Origin of the sequence: Rhizobium herbae (assembly GCF_017873135.1) — a bacterium.
Classification (GTDB): domain Bacteria; phylum Pseudomonadota; class Alphaproteobacteria; order Rhizobiales; family Rhizobiaceae; genus Pararhizobium; species Pararhizobium herbae.
Genome location: NZ_JAGGJV010000012.1, coordinates 138,244 through 156,105 on the forward strand (window position 1 = coordinate 138,244; position 17,862 = coordinate 156,105).

Below are 17,862 nucleotides of genomic sequence, written 5' to 3' on the forward strand. Positions count from 1 at the left end.
TCGCTTTAAATTACCCGGCCCGTTTCGCGGCGCAGCGCGCTGTAGGTGAGGGCGAAGGACGCGCCATAGAGCGCCAGATAGACGCCGTTGAGCAGCGGCGCCCAGTAGGCGACATCCGTACTGGCTTTGAAGACTACAGCGAGCAGGGCAACCTTGACGATCCCGGCAATCACCAGATTGACCATCCGGCGCACCGTCCGGCCTGTCGCATAGAGCAATTCCGAGTGATATTCGACAAGGTTGCGGAATGACGGCACCAGCAGCACTGCCATCAGGTAAGGCGCTGCTTGCGCGACGTTGTTTCCAAGCCCGCGTGGGAAGATACAGAGATAGACCGCCATGGCGGTGATCGCCAGGAAGGATATCGCCGCCACCAAAGATTCGATCGTCAGCCGGGTGCGCCAGGACGAAATCGTGCCCGGCGTTCGCATGATCTTCTGGACCAGCAGCGTATTGAACGAACGCACCGGCAGCGCCGTCAGGTCGGCAAGCCGCATGATGATCGCATAGATGCCCGAAACCTCCGGCCCGCCGATGGCCAGAACCGCGATCTTGTCGAATTCCGACTGGATATAGAAAAGCACCTCGGCACCGGCGACGGTAACGGAATCCGCCCAGCGGCGGATATACAGCTCCGGCCGCCAGCGCAGCCGCACCTTGGGAAAGAACCAGACGATGGCGATCAGCAAGGAGAGCACATTGGCGGCAAGATAGAACAGCGACCACGTCCCGAGCGATGTCCAGTGCGACAGCGAAAAGGCCAGCGCGGCCGCAGTGCGGATGCCGGTGCCGATCACCACCAGAAGTGCTGCGCGGCCAAAGCGGCCGAGGCCGTTGAGGACGATGACGACGACCTCCAGCCCGCGCCAGCAGATGATTTCCGCAGCCATGAAGGCCAGGAAAACGGAAAGTGCCATATCGCGGTCGAAGACGGCGTAGTAGATCGCAAGGCACAGGACCGCCAACAGCGGCAGCGATACCAGGGCGCCGGCGACAAATCCGGCGCTATAGGTGCCCACCAGCAAGGGTTTGACGGTAGCCACCCGGTAAAGCGGCGACATGAAGCCGAAGGCAAGAACCCGAGAAATCATGATGCCGGCGGCGGACGCCGTGGCGAACAGGCCGAACTCGGCGATCGAAAGCCCGTTGGCGATGCAGATGAAATAGACAAGCGACAGCACAAGCCGGCCCGCCGACCCGCTTGTCATCGAGATGTAGGCGTGAATGACGCCGCTGTGGCGCGCATAGAGGGTCTTGGCGAAGTCGATCACGAGCGGGGTCCAGATGTGCTGTCCCGTTTCTAGCCTCTAAAGCTTAATGAGCGGTTTGAACCGACCGCTTTGCAGCATTTGCCGGCATGAGAACCAACGCTTGTTAACGGTTTGTTTTCCACAAAAACTTAAGCTTCGTTCACAATTCGTCACTTTGCCCAATTGCGGGCGTTTGCAGGCATTGATGTTCGATCCGGAAGACAACAAACGGACTGTGGCACGTCGCTCCCCCGTCGACCTTGCGTCGAACGAGGTGGAGACGCCGCGGCGTTCCCGAACGTCGGCGCGTGTCAGCGCTCCCGTCGCGCGCAATGCCAGCGAACTGCTGGACCGCCTTGCCAAGCCGGCCGCCCAGCCGCAACCGCCGCAGTCTGAAAACGGCAAGCAGTCCGCTCACCCGCGCGCCACAGGATCATCGAAACCCACCGCAGGTCGCTTGGCCGGCTGGTTCGGGATCGGTAAAACGCAGTCGGTACGGGGAATCCAGAAGCAGGATAGCGCCCCCGCATATTCCGCGGCGGAGAGGCACGAAACCTATACAGAACAGCGGGATCGGCCGCTGATCGATCTCGCCACGATCCTGACCTCCGTCTGGCAGCTTCGCAAGACAATCGTGGCGCTGACGGTCGTCGGCGCTATCGGCGGCGCGCTTCTCGCGATATCGACCCCGAGCGTCTATGTTGCGGAAAGCAAGCTCTATGTCGACCCGCGCGAAGTGCGGCTGACGGATTCGGACCTGTCCAAGGAGAGCCTGGCGACGGAAGCGATCCTGGCGCTGGTCGACAGCCAGCTCGAAGTGTTGCGGTCGCGCACGGTTCTGGAAAAGGTCGCCATCGATATGGGGCTCGACCGCGATCCTGAATTCGGCGGCGTGTCGGCAAGCAAAGGCGGCCTGGCAGCTGGCATAGAGGTCATCCGCGACATCGTTTCCCCCGGCAAAGCGCAGCCGGCGCCGGCGTCCGGGGTCAATCCGCGAACGCTGGAAAAATTGAGCGACGCGGTCACCGTGTCACGCGATCCGAAAACCTTCATCGTCACTATCGAGGTCAAGAGCCGGGATCCGGCCAAGTCGGCGTTGATCGCCAATCGCCTCGTTGCCACCTTTCTGAACGAAGAACAGGCGGCGCAATCCGGCTTCTTCCAGCGGACGACGGCCGCTCTCGACAGCCGCCTGACCGATCTGCGCAAGGAATTGGATACGGCGGAAAACGCAGTCGAGAAATACAAGGCCGAACACGACATTGTCGGGGCTGACGGCGAGCTGATTTCCGACAAGCAGTTGCTGACCCTGAACGATCAGGTGGGCGCGGTGCGCAGCCGTATCGCCGATGCAAGAGCAAAGGCTGACGTTGCCACGAAAACCCAGCTGAACGACGTGCTCAGCGGCGCATTCCCCGAGGAAGTCAGCTCGGTGACGCTGCAGGAATTGCGCAAGCAATATTCCCAGGCGCGTGCGCAGTTGAGTTCTCTGGATGCAAGCCTCGGCCCGCGTCATCCCCAGAGGCTCGCGGCCGTCCAGTCGCTCGAGGTCGCTCGCTCGGAAATCGGCAACGAGCTTCGCCGCATCGAGGCGACGGCTCAGACCGAACTGGATCGGGCGATCCGGACAGAGAAGGATCTTGTCCAGCAGCTTGCCGTCCAGAAGGCGCAGCAGGTCAATTCGTCGACCGGCTTCATCGAATTGCGCGAACTGGAGCGCAAGGCCAATGCGACGCGGATGATCTACGAATCCTTCCTGAAACGGGCAAGCGAAACCGGCCAGGAAGAGAAGCTGACCTCGAAGAACATCCGGGTGATTTCGTCGGCCCAGCCGCCGCTTCAGGCCACCGGCCCCTCGCGCAAGCTGATCGCGATCGGCGGCATGATTGCAGGTTTCATGGCAGGCGTCGGATTGGGCATCGCGCTCGGCGCCTATCGGAGCCTCAAGGATCTGCTTCAACGGTCCAGCCGGCCGGCGGCCGTTGTTCCGCAACGCGATCCGCCCGGACAGGGCGATCATCATCCGGATGGCCCTGGAACGCCGCAATACGTTGATGACCCCATGCCTGCACCGATGGAATACCGGCTGCGCACGCCATCCGTGCATCACGCTGCGGCCTCGGCAGCAGCGCTCTCGGCCTTTCCTCAGCGCGACGACGCGGCATCGACAGGTCTCCGCGATTATCTTCGCCGGATGCAGGACAATGATGGAGACGATGACAATATCGCGCAGGTTCAAGAGGATTTGCGCGCTCTGCGTTCCCGCGTCGAGCATTATGCCAAGCTGCGAACCGGCGGCCGGCGCTAGTTGACTGTTCTTGTCTCGGAACGAAAGGGCTCGCTCCGAGCGGCCCATCGGGTTCATTTCCTCAGCAATGCAAGAAAATCGCTCCCCGGCTGCGTTTCCGCGCCACCATCCTTGAACCGGCCTTGAATTTATTCGATCTGGACAGCATAGGACGCATTGAGGCCACCGGTATTTTTTGCTGAAACTAGAGTGAAACAGAACAAACGAGAATTTGGGAGAACACCGTGACGACCGTGATTGATGGCAAGCAAGTTGCAGCGTCGGTGATCGATGCCGTGAAAACCGCGTCGCAGGCGCTGAAGGATCAGGCCGGTGTCAAGACCGGCCTTGCCGTCGTCATCGTCGGCAACGATCCGGCAAGCCATGCCTATGTTTCCTCCAAGAGCAAGATGGCCAAGGAATGCGGCTTCACCTCGGTTCAGCATACGCTGCCGGAGGAGACAACGCAGGAAGAGCTGGCCGCCCTGGTCCAGACCCTGAACAAGGACGAAAGCCTGCACGGTATTCTCGTGCAGCTGCCGCTGCCGAAGCACCTCAATTCCGAGCCGATCATCCAGTCGATCCTGCCGGAAAAGGACGTCGACGGCCTGCATGTCGTCAATGCCGGCAAACTGGCGACCGGTGATCTCGATGGCGGCCTCGTGTCCTGCACACCCGCCGGTGCCATGGTCTTCGTCAAGCGCACCCATGGCGAGGATCTCTCCGGCCTCAACGCCGTCGTCATCGGCCGTTCCAACCTGTTCGGCAAACCGATGGCGCAGCTGCTGCTGGCAGCTAACGCGACGGTGACCATCGCCCATTCGCGCACCAGGGACTTGGCCGCTGTCTGCCGCAACGCCGATATTCTGGTTGCAGCCGTCGGCCGCCCGGAAATGGTCAAGGCCGATTGGGTCAAGCCCGGTGCGACGGTCATCGATGTCGGCATCAACCGCATTGCGGCACCTGAACGGGGCGAGGGCAAGTCCCGCCTAGTCGGGGACGTCGCCTTCGAGGAGTGCGCCGAGGTGGCCGCTGTCATTACTCCGGTTCCCGGCGGCGTCGGCCCGATGACCATCGCTATGCTGATGGCCAACACCGTGATTGCAGCCTACCGCAAAGCCGGCAAGACCGCGCCGAAGTTCTAATCCGGCGAACACTGCCAGTTTTACGATTTCGGGGCAGGGCCGGTCGAGGCCCTGACGATCAATTCCGTTCGCCAGAGCTCCTGATCCGGATAGTCGCCGGTCTTCAGGATGCGGGAAATCAGCCGGGTGGCGATCCGCGAGCCCGCCGCCCGCAAGGATGAGCGTGTCGTCGTCAGTGGAACGCTGAAATTTTCAGGTTTCAGCATCGGCAACACGTCGTCATGGGCAATCAGCGAAATATCGGCGCCGATCTGCAATCCCGCCTTGTTGATGGCCCTGACCGCCCCGAGCGCGATCACGGTACTGGAACAGAGTACAGCGGTCGGCGGCTGCTCCCGCTCCAGAAACTGCTGCATGGCACGGTGGCCGTATTCATCGGTCATCAGCGAATTCTGCACCAGGCCTTCGTCGAGGCTCAGGCCGTTCTCCTCAAGCGCGCGTCGCATTCCCTTCATGCGGCGGATCGAAAAGGTGAGGTTTCCCGGTCCGTTGATCAGCGCGATCCGCCGATGCCCTAGCTGGATCAGCAGGCGCGTCGCGTCATAGAAGGCGCCGGTGTTGTCGATATCCAGAAATGGATAGTCGGCGGGTTGCCCAATTGCCCGGCCATGCACGACAAAAGGGATCGACAGCGATTTTAGCATGGCGATGCGCGGGTCGTTGGCGCGCACATAGGCAAGGAACAGCGCATCGACATTGCCGCTGGCAGCCAGCCGCTTGAAGGTCGCCTCTTCGTCGTCGGGTGCGCTCGGATTGATGACGAAGTGGAAATCATGCCGGACGGATTCTTCGCCGAGCCCTGCCAGGAATTCGCCGAAATGCACGTCCGAATCAATCCCCCGGGCGATCGGCATGACAAGTCCGATCGATCCCGCCCGGCCCGTTGCAAGCCTTTGGGCGGCGCGGTTCGGCCGGTATCCGGTCTCGTGGACCGCACTTAACACCCGTTGACGTGTTTCGGCATTCACTTCCGGATAGCCGTTGAGCGCCCGGCTGACCGTCGTTTGCGACAGCCCCAACATCTCTGCCAGCTGCTTCAAATTCACATTCATGGCAAGCGCGCCCTCCCAAAGCGCTTTGATTTCTACATGTTTTTCGCTTCCAATCCCCAGCGCGCAACGTTTTTTGTATCATCGGCATTGATCGGCAACCAGAAAAATCCGCTTCATTGCGCCGCAAACCTTCGCTGCAGTGCATGAATTAGGCCTTTCTTCGCCGTTAATGGGAAAGCTCTTGACTTCCTGCCCGTCAAAATGATTTGTTAGCAAACTCAAAGCGCTTTGAATTTTGTGGCGCGGTGATGTTTGCCCGGCATCAATGGGTCGGGTCTTTCTTGGGAGGAAATGACGTGAAGAGAACATTCTTGATGGGAGTGGCGGCGCTTGCGCTTGTGGCCGGCGCCACAAATGCAGCCGAGCTGAAGTTCAAGCCGGGCGAAGATTCCAAATTCAACTGGGCAAGTTTCGAAGAATTCAAGAAGGGTCATGACCTCAAGGGGCAGACGCTGACGATCTTTGGGCCGTGGCGCGGCGAGGACCAGGCGCTGGTCGAATCGGTGCTCGACTATTTCCGCGATGCGACCGGCGTCGATGTGAAATATTCCTCGTCCGAAAATTATGAGCAGCAGATCGTCATCGACACGCAGGCGGGCAGCCCTCCGGATGTCGCCGTCCTGCCGCAGCCGGGGCTGATCGCCGACCTCGCCTCGAAGGGGTACCTGACGCCGCTCGGCGAAGAGACCAAGAAGTGGCTTCTCGAAAATTACGCCGCCGGCCAGTCTTGGGTCGATCTGTCGACCTATGCAGGCAAGGACGGCAAGAAGGAACTCTACGCATTCCCCTACAAGATCGATGTGAAGTCGCTCGTCTGGTACGTGCCGGAAAACTTCGAGGATTCGGGCTATGAAGTTCCGAAGACCATGGAAGAGCTGAAAGCCCTGACCGAGAAGATCGTTGCCGATGGCGGCACGCCGTGGTGCATTGGTCTCGGTTCCGGCGGCGCGACCGGCTGGCCGGCGACCGACTGGGTCGAAGACATGATGCTGCGCACGCAGCCGGCCGACGTCTATGACAAGTGGGTTACCAATGCGATCCCGTTCAACGATCCGGCCGTCGTCGGCGCCATCGATGAATTCGGCTGGTTTGCCAAGAACGACAAGAACGTCGATGGCGGCGCTGCCGCTGTCGCGTCTGCCGACTTCCGCGACAGCCCGAAGGGCCTCTTTGCCTCGCCGCCGAAGTGCTACCTGCACCATCAGGCATCGTTCATCCCGTCGTTCTTCCCCGAAGGCACCAAGGTTGGCGAAGACGCGGACTTCTTCTACATGCCGCCTTATGCCAGCAAGCCGGAACTCGGCAATCCTGTTCTCGGTGCTGGCACGCTTGCCATGATCACCAAGGATACGCCGGCTTCGCGCGCCTTCATCGAGTTCCTGGAAACTCCGATCGCCCATGAAGTCTGGATGGCGCAAACGAGCTTCCTGACGCCGTTGAAGAGCGCCAACAAGGATGCCTATGCCAATGGTCCGATGAAGAAGCAGGGCGAAATCCTGCTGAACGCAACGACCTTCCGCTTTGACGGCTCCGATCTGATGCCGGGCAAGATTGGCGCAGGCGCGTTCTGGACCGGCATGGTCGATTATGTCGGCGGCAAGTCGGCGAAGGATGTGGCTGATGGTATCCAGAAAGCTTGGGACTCGATCAAGTAAGGAACGATAAGGGGGAATACGGTTTTCCCTTTTCGATGATGCCGGCACCTCCCTCTCAAGGGGGAGGTGTCTCAAAGCCCAGTTGGTTTCTGACCAAGAGTTCGAGATGCAAAAGACTGATTTCCCCTTGAGGGGAAATGTCACGAAGTGACAGGGGGGCGAACTCTCCCCAACCGATTTTCCTGGGGAGGAAGTTGCCATGCAGCAGTTGTTATTCGCCATCGCCACGATGGCAGCGGGGGTTCTGGCCTGCGCCGCCTATTTCTTCGGCACGAACTGGATCCTCGACAAGCTCTTTCCGTCGAAGGGCCTCACCGGTCCGCTTGCCTCGCGCAACCTGCGCATCACCAATGCCATCAGGCCTTGGCTCTTCCTCGGACCGGCGCTGTTCTCGCTGACCATCTACCTGATCTATCCGGTGATCGCCTCCGTCTGGCTCAGCCTGCATGACAGGGCGGGGGAGAATTTCGTCGGGTTGAACAATTTCATCTGGATGTTCAACGACGGTGAATTCCGCCAGTCGATCTACAACAACTTCCTCTGGCTGCTGGTCGTTCCCGCCGCCGCCACGTTTTTTGGCCTCATTATCGCGGCGCTGACCGACCGCATCTGGTGGGGCAATATCGCCAAGACGCTGATCTTCATGCCGATGGCGATCTCGTTTGTCGGTGCCTCGGTGATCTGGAAATTCATCTACGACTACCGCGCCGAAGGCACCGAGCAGATCGGCATCCTGAACGCGATCGTCGTCTATTTCGGCGGCTCGCCGGAAGCCTGGGTGACGCTGCCGTTCTGGAACAACTTTTTCCTGATGGTCATCCTGATCTGGATCCAGACCGGTTTCGCCATGGTCATCCTCTCGGCCGCCCTGCGCGGCATTCCCGAGGAAACCATTGAAGCCGCCGTCATCGATGGCGCCAATGGCCTGCAGATTTTCTTCAAGATCATGATCCCGCAAATGTGGGGCACGATCGCCGTCGTCTGGACCACCATCACAATCCTGGTGCTCAAGGTCTTCGACATCGTGCTCGCCATGACCAACGGGCAGTGGCAAAGCCAGGTTCTTGCCAACCTCATGTTCGACTGGATGTTCCGCGGTGGCGGTGACTTCGGACGGGGCGCGGCGATCGCCGTCATCATCATGGTGCTGGTGATCCCGATCATGGTCTGGAATATCCGCAACGCTGCCAAGGAAATGGAGGGCCATTGAGATGATTGCTTCTTCCCGCTCGCCACTCGTCTGGGTCGTCCATATCTCCGTCATCCTTCTGGTCGTCCTCTGGACGTTGCCGACCGCCGGCCTGTTGATCTCGTCGCTGCGTGACAAGGACCAGTTGGCCGTTTCCGGCTGGTGGACGGCTCTTTCCACGTCGTCGCAGAACCTGACCGGCCGTGCAGCCTCGCCGGAATCGCAGGTCGAACGTGACGGGAAGTTCGTCATCGCCGGCAACCTTCTGGAGGGCGGCAATTCAAAGGTTTCGGCCTTCGGCTTTCGGCCGCTGCAACCGACCGCATTCCCAGCCGGCACGCCCGCCGACATCGGCGACGGCCAGACACTGACCGTCAAGGACGACGGCAGTTACGAAATCGTTTCGCCCACCCGCATGGAAGGCGCGCGCGGCCAGCGTATCTTCTACACGGCTGCCATCCCGCCGCGCTTTACCTTTGACAACTACCGCGAAGTCATGCGCGCCGAAGGCATCGGTGCTTCCTTCATCAACTCGCTGACCGTCGCCATTCCCGCGACGATCATCCCGATCCTCGTCGCCGCCTTCGCCGCCTATGCGCTCGCCTGGATGAAGTTTCCGGGGCGCGCGATCCTGATCGCCGTCGTCGTCGGCCTTCTCGTTGTGCCGCTGCAGATGTCGCTCATCCCGCTGCTGAAACTCTACAACGGCGTCGGCGCGTTCCTCGGCGTGCCTGCCAAGACCTATGTCGGCATCTGGCTGGCGCATATGGGCTTCGGCCTGCCGCTGGCGATCTATCTGTTGCGCAACTACATGGCCGGCCTGCCGCGCGAGATCATGGAATCGGCCCGGGTCGATGGCGCCAGCGATTTCGATATCTTCATCAAGATCATCCTGCCGCTATCCTTCCCGGCGCTTGCCTCCTTCTCGATCTTCCAGTTCCTGTGGACCTGGAACGACCTTCTGGTCGCCATGGTTTTCCTCGGAACCGGCAACAACGAACTGGTCCTGACCGGACGCCTCGTCAACCTCTTGGGTTCGCGTGGCGGCAACTGGGAAATCCTGACGGCATCGGCTTTCGTCACCATCATCGTGCCCCTGATCGTCTTCTTCACGCTGCAGCGCTACCTCGTGCGCGGCCTGCTGGCGGGATCGGTCAAGGGCGGTTGAGACCTCTTAAATCCAAGGAACTTCTACAGGAATGAATATGAGCATGACCCAGGCAATTGGTTCCACATTGCAGGCCGATAGGGACTGGTGGCGTGGCGCGGTGATCTACCAGATCTATCCGCGTTCCTACCAGGACTCCAATGGCGATGGCATCGGCGACCTGAAGGGTATCACCGCGCGCCTGCCGCATGTCGCCTCGCTGGGTGTCGATGCGATCTGGATTTCGCCATTCTTCACCTCGCCGATGAAGGATTTCGGCTACGACGTCTCGAACTATACTGATGTCGATCCGATCTTCGGCCTGCTTGCAGATTTCGACGCGCTGATCGCCGAGGCCCATCGCCTGGGCATCCGCGTGATGATCGATCTGGTGCTGTCTCATACGTCGGACCAGCATCCGTGGTTCGTCGAAAGTCGCTCAAGCCGCTCCAATCCGAAGGCAGACTGGTATGTCTGGTCGGATTCAAAGCCCGACGGCACGCCGCCCAACAACTGGATGTCGATCTTCGGCGGTTCGGCCTGGCAGTGGGACCCGACACGGCTGCAATATTACATGCACAACTTCCTGACCTCGCAGCCGGACTTGAACCTGCACAATCCGCAGGTTCAGGACGCGCTTCTGGCCGTCGAGCGTTTCTGGCTGGAGCGTGGCGTCGACGGTTTCCGTCTGGATACGATCAACTTCTATTTCCACGATCTGGAACTGCGCGACAATCCGGCGCTGGCGCCTGAGCGCCGTAATGCCAACACGGCACCGGCGGTCAATCCGTATAACTATCAGGAACATCTCTACGACAAGAACCGGCCGGAAAACCTCGAATTCCTCAAGCGCTTCCGCGCTGTGATGGACGAGTTTCCGGCGATCGCCGCGGTCGGCGAAGTCGGCGACAGCCAGATCGGTCTTGAGATTGCCGGGCAGTACACCTCCGGCAACGACAAGATGCATATGTGCTACGCCTTCGAATTCCTGGCGCCGGATCCGCTGACGCCGGCAGGTGTCGCACAGGTGCTGCACGACTTTGCGCGTGCCGCGCCGGAAGGCTGGGCCTGCTGGGCCTTTTCCAACCACGACGTCGTGCGCCACGTCACCCGCTGGGGCCAGGGTATCGCCGATCATCAGGCGCACGCGAAGTTCCTCGCCAGCCTGCTGATGACCCTGCGTGGCTCCGTCTGCATCTATCAGGGCGAAGAGCTTGGGCTCACCGAAGCCGATCTCGCCTACGAGGATCTGCAGGATCCTTACGGCATCCAGTTCTGGCCGGATTTCAAGGGCCGCGACGGCTGCCGCACGCCGATGGTCTGGGAAAAGGATGCGGTCAATGGCGGCTTCAGCACCGGCAAGCCATGGCTGCCAGTCCCGCCGGATCATGTGCGCGGCGCCGTCTCGGTGCAGCAGACGGACCCGAATTCGGTACTCAACCACTACCGGCGTTTCCTGACCTTCCGCAAACAGCATCCGGCTTTCGCCAAGGGCGAGATCGAGTTTCGCGCTTGCGAAGCGCCGCTGCTTAGCTTCGAGCGGACGTTCGGCAACGAGACGATCCTGTGCCTGTTCAACATGAGCGGCGAAACAGTGACCGCCCAACGGCCGGTTGAACGGCTCGAGGTTCTAGAAGGCCATGGCTTTGGATCTCAATTGGCAGAAGACAGGATCACACTACCGGCCTGGAGCGGCTTTTTCGCCCGCGTCGAATAATCGGATCAAGCCGGCATCCACGGGTGTCGATAAAAATGAGAGAATGAAGGGGAGGATGACATGGCAGGTTTGCAACTGAAGAATATCCGCAAGTCCTATGGCGCGGTGGATGTCATCCATGGCATCGATCTGGATATCAAACAGGGCGAGTTCGTCGTCTTCGTCGGCCCGTCCGGTTGCGGAAAGTCGACGCTGCTGCGCATGATCGCCGGTCTTGAGGAAATCTCCGGCGGCGAAATGTATATTGCCGAGCGGCTGGTCAACGAAGTGCCGCCCTCGCAGCGCGGCATCGCCATGGTCTTCCAGTCCTACGCGCTCTACCCGCACATGACAGTTTACGACAACATGGCCTTCGGCATGCGCATCGCCAAGGAATCGAAGGAAGAGATCGACCGCCGCGTCCGCGCCGCCGCCGATATCCTGCAGCTGACCAAATATCTCGACCGCCTGCCGAAGGCGCTTTCCGGCGGCCAGCGCCAGCGCGTCGCCATCGGCCGGGCGATCTGCCGCGACCCGAAGGTCTTCCTGTTCGATGAGCCGTTGTCGAACCTCGACGCCGCCTTGCGTGTTGCCACCCGCATCGAGATCGCCAAGCTGAACGAATCCATGCCGGATACGACGATGATCTACGTGACACACGATCAGGTTGAGGCGATGACGCTCGCCGATCGGATCGTTGTGCTCTCGGCCGGTCATATCGAGCAGGTCGGTCCCCCGCTGGTACTCTACGAGCGCCCGGCCAACCTCTTCGTTGCCCGCTTCATCGGCTCGCCGGCGATGAACATCATCCCGGCCAAGATTGTCGGCACCGGTGCCGAGACCACGGTCGAATTGCCGGGCGGTAAGACGGACGTCCTCGATATCCCGACCGCAGCTTCGGAAAACGGCAAGGCCGCAAGCTTCGGCGTGCGGCCGGAAGACCTGCGGGTTTCGACCAGCGACAACTTCCTGTTCGAAGGTACTGTCGCGATCATCGAAGCGCTAGGCGAAGTCACCCTGCTTTATATCGAAGGGCTCGTTGCCAACGAACCGATCATCGCCAAGGTGCCGGGTATCCTTGATATCAAGCGCGGCGAGAAGGTCCGCTTCACGGCCGACAAGGCAAAGCTGCATCTGTTCGATGCAAACGGCAAGAGCTACCGCGTCTAGACCGCAGTTGCATTTTTAAAACCCGCCTGGATTGCAGTTCCGGGCGGTTTTTTTATACGCCCTGTGCCGAAATCATCCATCGACTCACGCTCTGTTAAATCTCTGTCGCTAATGTTTTTGCAACCAAAGGCGAGGGAGCAAAAGATGCGGGGACAGGCATCCGATAAACCGACATATCTGAGTAAGGAAGAGTCCTTCATGTACGACCGGGAAGCCAACTTCCCGATGGAGGACACGCGCAACGAGGCGCGGATCGAATATACCGAAAAGGGCATGTTGAACCTGAGCTCGCGCCGTTGCGAGTTGCTGAAGATATCGAAAAGCAGCGCCGTCATCGGCATCGCCACGCAGTTCAAGCTGCCGCAGAATTTCTATCTCGATGTTCCCAGTGCCCGTATCGGCATGGTTGGCTGCATCGTCAAGCGGGTCCATGCCAACAACATCATCGAGGCGCGTTTTCTGCGCCTGATGTCGGAGCGCGACCTCAACCGGATTTTTGTCTACAGCACGCATCCAAACCACCGGAACCGCGTGCTGGATATCTATAGCTGATCTCTCCTCTCTCCACCGGGGAGAGGAAGCTTCGGCCTATGCTTGACTTCGTGCGCAAGAGACGGATTGATAGAGATTGCGTGACAGAAGCGAGACAATGACCCATGAAGCCACCCTATCGCCTTTCCTGTCATTGCGGCGATATCTGCCTTGAAGTCGATGACGAGATTTCCGAACTGGTCGAATGCAATTGCTCGACATGCCGGCGCTCTGGCTTCCTTCACTGGAAAATACCGGCCAGCAAGGTGACGCTGGTCAGCGAAAAGCGGCGCATGTCCACCTATGTCTGGCGCTGCGTCACCGAAGGCCACCATTTTTGCCCGACTTGCGGTGTTGCCCTGATGCGCAGCGGTTATCCCGGCGGGCGCGTCTCGGTCAATGCCCGGTGCATCGAGGGTATCGATATCTTCGAACTGGCCATCGAACGCTATGACGGCCGGAGCGACATGCATCCCGGGCCGCTGCCCTGATCAAATCCCGCCAGACAGGAAAACCTCGATTTATTGTCGAAGGCTCCGGCTTTCAGTGGAAAAACACGCTGGCGCCGTGGTCGGCGGAGCCTGTGGCAGCGCGGAAGGGAGCGAAAAGCTCCCGGCCCATGCCGAACTCGTTGTCCGACAGATCGGCCTCGGCCGGTTGGCGGCTGGCCAGTTCCGCGGCATCGACAAGCACCTGGATCGTGCCGTGAATAGCGTCGAGCCGGATGATGTCGCCTTCGCGGATCTTGGAGATCGGCCCGCCGTCCTTGGCTTCCGGCGTCATGTGGATCGCCGACGGCACCTTGCCCGACGCGCCCGACATGCGGCCGTCGGTGACGAGCGCCACGGTCTGGCCGCGATCCTGCAGAATGCCGAGTACGGTGGTCAGCTTGTGCAGTTCCGGCATGCCATTGGCCTTCGGGCCCTGGAAACGGACGACGGCGACGAAGTCACCCTCGAGCTTGCCCTCCTTGAAGGCTGTCTGCAGTTCGGACTGATCGTGGAAGATCTTGGCCGGAGCCTCGATGACATGGCGTTCCGGCTTGACGGCCGAGATCTTGATGACCGCCTTGCCAAGATTGCCGGTCAGCATCTTCAGGCCGCCGGAATGCTGGAACGGATGTTCGACGGTCGAAAGCACTTTCGGATCGTGGCTGTGTTCCGGCGCCGGTTCGCGGGCGACAGTGCCGTTCTCGCCGAGCTTGACGTCGATCGCATAGGCCTCGAGGCCCTGGCCAAAGACGGTGCGCACGTCGTCGTGCAACAGGCCGTGCTTGAGAAGCTGGCTGATCAGATAGCCCATGCCGCCGGCCGCGTGGAAATGGTTCACGTCGGCAAGGCCGTTCGGATAGACGCGGGCAAGCAGCGGGATGATGTCGGAAAGTTCCGAAATATCCTGCCATGTCAGCGCGATGCCGGCCGAACGCGCCATGGCGACCAGATGCATGGTGTGGTTGGTCGAGCCGCCGGTCGCATGCAGGCCGACGACGCCGTTGACGATCGAGCGTTCGTCGATCATTTCGCCGGCCGGCGTGAACTCGTTGCCAAGCGCCGTGATGGCCAGCGCCCGTTTGGTGGCTTCGCGGGTGAGCGCGTCGCGCAGCGGCGTGCCCGGATTGATGAAGGAGGCGCCGGGCAGGTGGAAGCCCATGATTTCCATCAGCATCTGGTTGGAGTTGGCCGTACCGTAGAAAGTACAGGTACCGGGACCGTGATAGGATTTCGATTCCGCTTCGAGCAGTTCGTCGCGGCCGATCTTGCCCTCGGCAAACAGCTGGCGCACGCGTGACTTTTCGTCGTTCGGCAGACCGGTGGTCATCGGACCGGCCGGGATGAAAACGGCAGGCAAGTGGCCGAAGGTCATGGCGGCGATCATCAGGCCGGGTACGATCTTGTCGCAAACGCCAAGATAGACGGTGCTGTCGAACATATTGTGCGACAGGCCGACACCCGCGGCCATGGCGATCAGGTCGCGAGAAAACAGCGACAGCTCCATTCCGGGCTGGCCTTGGGTAACACCGTCGCACATGGCCGGAACGCCGCCGGCCACCTGTGCCACGCCGCCGACTTCATGGGCTGCCTGACGGATCAGTGCCGGATAGGTTTCAAACGGCTGATGCGCGGAAAGCATATCGTTGTACGAGGTGATGATGCCAAGGTTCAGTACCTCGTCACCCGAAAGGGCGACCTTTTCCGAGGGGGAACAGACGGCAAAACCATGGGCAAGGTTGCCGCAGCCGAGAACCGATCGGTTGACGCGCTTGGATGCCGCCGAGCGAACGCGCGCCAGATAAGGCTCGCGATAGGGTTTGGAGCGTTCGACGATGCGGGCGGTGATCGCGGCAATGCGGCTGTCGGCGGACATGGCAATCCTGTTCCGGAGTGTTCGCCACTCCTGTGGTCTGCATGGTTTCGTTCATCCGGGTCTTGGGGCCCCGGATCTCGGGCTTGAAGCATGTCGCGCAAAAGTGTGCAGCGGTTTTGCGATAGCGACATGCATAAAATCAAAGACCTAAAGCGCAGGAAGCGATCCCCGGAGATCGCGACCCGCTTTAGGGTGCCCAGTAAATCTGAAGCGGGGAGGCGGCCCGGCGCAATATCGCCCGGATCGGCATCTCCGCCTCGTCACCGGGCGCTTCAGCCTTGGCAAGAACGTCCTTCTTGGCCGCTCCTTCGATATGGAGCACCAGAAGTCGGGCATCCTGAAGGCTGGAGAATGTAAATGTCAGGCGTGGTTCGCCAGCGCCTTCGGCTTCCATCGTCATCACGCCGCGTGGCGTGGCCAGATCCAGCGCTTCTGCAAGGCGCGATCCGCCCGGAAAGAACGAGGCCGTATGGCCGTCGCCGCCCATGCCGAGAATGACGACGTCGAAGGGACAGCCGATAGCGGCCGTCTGCTTGCTTACCGTGGCTGCTGCTTCTTCGGCGGTCGCCGTCGGATAAAAAAGCGGCTGAAAGATCGCCGAAGCGGCCGTTTCAATCAGCAGGTTGTCCTTGACGAGCTTCTCGTTCGAGCGGTCGCTGTCGGGAGCGACAAAGCGTTCGTCGACCAGCGTAACCGTCACATTCGGCCAGTCGAGCGCCTTGCCGGACAGGGCTTTGAAAAACGCCTTCGGCGTTGACCCGCCCGAGACGGCGATGCTGGCTGTGCCACGCGCGGCAACGGCTGCGGACAGCGCGGATGCCACGGCTTCGGCCAGGCCCTCTGCGAGGGCCGCGCCATTGTCGAATACATGCATCGCAGCCGTCATCCGCGTCAGCCCTCAGATCACTTCATGCCAGGTGCGGCCATCCCGCTCGATCAGCGCAATCGCCTGGCTCGGGCCCCAGGTGCCGGCCGTATAGGCCTGGACCTGCTGGTTAACCGCTTCCCAGGACTTGAGGATCGGATCGACCCAGCGCCATGCGGCCTCGACTTCGTCGCGGCGCATGAACAGCGTCTGGTTGTTGCGCACGACGTCGAGCAACAGACGCTCATAGGCATCGGCGCTGCGGGCGTTGAAGGCTTCGGCAAAGGTCATGTCGAGCGAGACGTTGCGCAGGCGCATGCCGCCCGGGCCTGGGTCCTTGATCATCAGCGACTGCTTGACGCCTTCGTCCGGCTGCAGCCGGATGATCAACTGGTTGGCGGCGATGCGGCCGGCCGCTTCATCGAAGATCGAATGCGGAATCGGCTTGAAGCTGACGACGATTTCCGACATACGGCCGGCCATGCGCTTGCCGGTGCGAATGTAGAAGGGGACACCTGCCCAGCGCCAGTTGCCGATCTCGGCCTTGATGGCGACGAAGGTTTCGGTGTTCGAGACGCCGCCTTCCAGTTCTTCAAGGTACCCCTTGACCGCGCCCCCGGCGGAAGCCCCCGCCTTGTACTGGCCGCGCACCGTCATTTTCTCGACATTGGCGGGTGTGATCGGCTTCAGCGCCCGCAGCACTTTCAGCTTCTCGTCGCGCACCGCCTCCGCGTTCATCGACGGCGGTACTTCCATGGCAACCAGGCAGAGAAGTTGCAGAATGTGGTTCTGCACCATGTCGCGCAGCGCGCCGGCCTTGTCGTAGTAACCGGCACGGCTTTCAAGTCCGACGGACTCGGCAACCGTGATCTGGATATGGTCGATATAGGCGGAGTTCCACAGCGGCTCGTACAGCGTATTGGCAAAGCGCAGCGCCATCAGGTTCTGTACGGTTTCCTTGCCGAGATAGTGGTCGATGCGGAAAATCTGCTCTTCCTTGAACACCTTGCCGATCGTGTCGTTGAGCTCAAGCGCGGAGGAGAGGTCGCGGCCGATCGGCTTTTCGACGACGATGCGGGTCATCTTGGTGATCAGTTTGTGATCACGGATCTTTTCGGAGATATCGCCGAAAATACCCGGAGCAACCGCAAGATAGAACGCGCGGACGCGCTCCTTGCCTTCGTCGAGCAGAGCCTTCAGCTTGTCCCAGCCCTGGTCCGATTTGGCATCGACGGAAATGTAATAGAGACGATCCGTAAAGGTCTTGACCTGGGCGTCATCATATTCGCCCTTTTTCAGATGTTCCTTCAGGGCGTCCGTGGCGAATTTACGATATTCTTCATGGCTGAGCGCGCTGCGCGAGGCCCCGATGATACGGGTCGGGTCGCTCAATTGGCCGTCAAGCTGGCGATGATAAAGGGCAGGAAGCAACTTGCGTTCTGCAAGGTCGCCGGTGCCTCCGAAAACCACATAGTCAAAGGGTTCCACAGGGATGATCTGGCTGCTCATGA

Annotated in this window: 14 protein-coding genes; 9 read left to right on the forward strand and 5 right to left on the reverse strand. The window is 60.5% G+C overall.

The window, feature by feature from the left end:
* Nucleotides 1-5: 5 nt before the first annotated feature.
* On the reverse strand, nucleotides 6-1,271 hold the full coding sequence (locus J2Z75_RS26735; protein WP_209856688.1) for a lipopolysaccharide biosynthesis protein: 1,266 nt from the start codon (nucleotides 1,269-1,271) through the stop codon (nucleotides 6-8).
* Nucleotides 1,272-1,455: 184 nt separating this feature from the next.
* Between J2Z75_RS26735 and J2Z75_RS26740 the strand changes: the two genes are divergently transcribed.
* Nucleotides 1,456-3,558: a GumC family protein gene (locus J2Z75_RS26740; protein WP_209856690.1), complete on the forward strand. Its 2,103-nt coding sequence runs from the start codon at nucleotides 1,456-1,458 to the stop codon at nucleotides 3,556-3,558.
* Between the two features lie 224 nt (nucleotides 3,559-3,782).
* On the forward strand, nucleotides 3,783-4,682 hold the full coding sequence (gene folD, locus J2Z75_RS26745; protein ID WP_209856692.1) for a bifunctional methylenetetrahydrofolate dehydrogenase/methenyltetrahydrofolate cyclohydrolase FolD: 900 nt from the start codon (nucleotides 3,783-3,785) through the stop codon (nucleotides 4,680-4,682).
* 20 nt (nucleotides 4,683-4,702) lie between these two features.
* Here the strand turns inward: folD and J2Z75_RS26750 are convergent, their stop codons facing one another.
* Entirely contained in the window at nucleotides 4,703-5,734 is a 1,032-nt protein-coding gene (locus J2Z75_RS26750) for a substrate-binding domain-containing protein (RefSeq protein WP_209856694.1), read from the reverse strand.
* A 296-nt stretch (nucleotides 5,735-6,030) separates the two neighbouring features.
* Here J2Z75_RS26750 and J2Z75_RS26755 point away from each other — a divergent pair, with 296 nt between their 5' ends.
* The 7 genes from J2Z75_RS26755 to J2Z75_RS26785 all read left to right on the forward strand — a co-directional run bounded on the left by J2Z75_RS26755 (nucleotide 6,031) and on the right by J2Z75_RS26785 (nucleotide 13,613).
* Nucleotides 6,031-7,389, forward strand: a complete 1,359-nt coding sequence (locus J2Z75_RS26755; protein ID WP_209856695.1) for an ABC transporter substrate-binding protein — start codon at nucleotides 6,031-6,033, stop codon at nucleotides 7,387-7,389.
* A 199-nt stretch (nucleotides 7,390-7,588) separates the two neighbouring features.
* Nucleotides 7,589-8,599, forward strand: a complete 1,011-nt coding sequence (locus J2Z75_RS26760; RefSeq protein ID WP_209856697.1) for a carbohydrate ABC transporter permease — start codon at nucleotides 7,589-7,591, stop codon at nucleotides 8,597-8,599.
* A 1-nt stretch (nucleotide 8,600) separates the two neighbouring features.
* Nucleotides 8,601-9,746 carry a carbohydrate ABC transporter permease gene (locus J2Z75_RS26765; RefSeq protein WP_209856699.1) on the forward strand — a complete coding sequence of 382 codons (1,146 nt, stop codon included), beginning with the start codon at nucleotides 8,601-8,603 and terminating at the stop codon, nucleotides 9,744-9,746.
* A 43-nt stretch (nucleotides 9,747-9,789) separates the two neighbouring features.
* Entirely contained in the window at nucleotides 9,790-11,442 is a 1,653-nt protein-coding gene (gene bglA, locus J2Z75_RS26770; RefSeq protein WP_407692822.1) for a beta-galactosidase BglA, read from the forward strand.
* A 60-nt stretch (nucleotides 11,443-11,502) separates the two neighbouring features.
* The gene (locus tag J2Z75_RS26775; protein WP_209856703.1) at nucleotides 11,503-12,591 is read left to right on the forward strand and encodes an ABC transporter ATP-binding protein; all 1,089 of its coding nucleotides are present in this window, start codon (nucleotides 11,503-11,505) and stop codon (nucleotides 12,589-12,591) included.
* A gap of 144 nt (nucleotides 12,592-12,735) precedes the next feature.
* A complete protein-coding gene (locus tag J2Z75_RS26780; protein WP_209856705.1) occupies nucleotides 12,736-13,143 on the forward strand; it encodes a hypothetical protein in 408 nt (135 codons plus the stop codon).
* 104 nt (nucleotides 13,144-13,247) lie between these two features.
* On the forward strand, nucleotides 13,248-13,613 hold the full coding sequence (locus J2Z75_RS26785) for a GFA family protein (RefSeq protein ID WP_209856707.1): 366 nt from the start codon (nucleotides 13,248-13,250) through the stop codon (nucleotides 13,611-13,613).
* A gap of 52 nt (nucleotides 13,614-13,665) precedes the next feature.
* Here J2Z75_RS26785 and edd read toward each other — a convergent pair whose 3' ends face one another.
* The 3 genes from edd to zwf all read right to left on the reverse strand — a co-directional run bounded on the left by edd (nucleotide 13,666) and on the right by zwf (nucleotide 17,860).
* The gene (gene edd / locus J2Z75_RS26790; RefSeq protein ID WP_209856709.1) at nucleotides 13,666-15,486 is read right to left on the reverse strand and encodes a phosphogluconate dehydratase; all 1,821 of its coding nucleotides are present in this window, start codon (nucleotides 15,484-15,486) and stop codon (nucleotides 13,666-13,668) included.
* A gap of 187 nt (nucleotides 15,487-15,673) precedes the next feature.
* On the reverse strand, nucleotides 15,674-16,372 hold the full coding sequence (pgl, locus tag J2Z75_RS26795) for a 6-phosphogluconolactonase (protein WP_209856711.1): 699 nt from the start codon (nucleotides 16,370-16,372) through the stop codon (nucleotides 15,674-15,676).
* 12 nt (nucleotides 16,373-16,384) lie between these two features.
* Nucleotides 16,385-17,860: a glucose-6-phosphate dehydrogenase gene (gene zwf / locus J2Z75_RS26800; RefSeq protein ID WP_209856713.1), complete on the reverse strand. Its 1,476-nt coding sequence runs from the start codon at nucleotides 17,858-17,860 to the stop codon at nucleotides 16,385-16,387.
* Nucleotides 17,861-17,862 lie beyond the last annotated feature (2 nt).

Bases quoted from the DNA above. Each gene is read 5' to 3' on its own strand.
- J2Z75_RS26740 (WP_209856690.1), top strand. From the start codon at position 1,456: ATGTTCGATCCGGAAGACAACAAACGGACTGTGGCACGTCGCTCCCCC.
- J2Z75_RS26750 (WP_209856694.1), bottom strand. From the start codon at position 5,734: ATGAATGTGAATTTGAAGCAGCTGGCAGAGATGTTGGGGCTGTCGCAA.
- J2Z75_RS26760 (WP_209856697.1), top strand. From the start codon at position 7,589: ATGCAGCAGTTGTTATTCGCCATCGCCACGATGGCAGCGGGGGTTCTG.
- J2Z75_RS26765 (WP_209856699.1), top strand. From the start codon at position 8,601: ATGATTGCTTCTTCCCGCTCGCCACTCGTCTGGGTCGTCCATATCTCC.
- bglA (WP_407692822.1), top strand. From the start codon at position 9,790: ATGACCCAGGCAATTGGTTCCACATTGCAGGCCGATAGGGACTGGTGG.
- J2Z75_RS26775 (WP_209856703.1), top strand. From the start codon at position 11,503: ATGGCAGGTTTGCAACTGAAGAATATCCGCAAGTCCTATGGCGCGGTG.
- J2Z75_RS26780 (WP_209856705.1), top strand. From the start codon at position 12,736: ATGCGGGGACAGGCATCCGATAAACCGACATATCTGAGTAAGGAAGAG.
- J2Z75_RS26785 (WP_209856707.1), top strand. From the start codon at position 13,248: ATGAAGCCACCCTATCGCCTTTCCTGTCATTGCGGCGATATCTGCCTT.
- edd (WP_209856709.1), bottom strand. From the start codon at position 15,486: ATGTCCGCCGACAGCCGCATTGCCGCGATCACCGCCCGCATCGTCGAA.
- pgl (WP_209856711.1), bottom strand. From the start codon at position 16,372: ATGACGGCTGCGATGCATGTATTCGACAATGGCGCGGCCCTCGCAGAG.
- zwf (WP_209856713.1), bottom strand. From the start codon at position 17,860: ATGAGCAGCCAGATCATCCCTGTGGAACCCTTTGACTATGTGGTTTTC.